Genomic DNA, 405 nt, shown 5'->3' with positions numbered 1-405 from the left:
GGCCATGGCCCAGGTGCAGCTGCAGGAGTCTGGGGGAGGATTGGTGCAGGCTGGGGACTCTCTGAGACTCTCCTGTGCAGCTTCTGGACGCACGTTCAGTACATATACCATGGGCTGGTTCCGCCAGACTCCAGGGAAAGAACGTGAGTTTGTAGCCGCTATTGGCGAGAGTGGTAGTTGGACAAAATATACAGAGTCCGTGAAGGGCCGATTCACCATCTCCAGAGACGACGCCCAGAACACGGTCTCTCTACAAATGAACAACCTGAACTCTGAGGACACGGCCGTTTATTATTGTGCACTGTCCCGACACAACTTTGATGGTACTTACTCCGACAGGCCCTTCGCGTATCACGACTGGGGCCAGGGGACCCAGGTCACCGTCTCCTCACACCACCATCACCA

At 55.8% G+C, this 405-nt stretch carries 1 protein-coding gene; it reads left to right on the top strand.

What is annotated here, in order from left to right; all coding sequences use genetic code 11:
- Positions 1-4: 4 nt before the first annotated feature.
- Positions 5-405: hypothetical protein (locus OO306_RS28470; RefSeq protein ID WP_369124582.1), on the top strand; the 401-nt coding region annotated here is incomplete at its 3' end.

The organism is Pseudomonas sp. DCB_AW (assembly GCF_026240895.1).
Classification (GTDB): Bacteria; Pseudomonadota; Gammaproteobacteria; order Pseudomonadales; family Pseudomonadaceae; genus Aquipseudomonas; species Aquipseudomonas kermanshahensis.
This window is presented reverse-complemented; position numbering and strand designations above follow the sequence as displayed.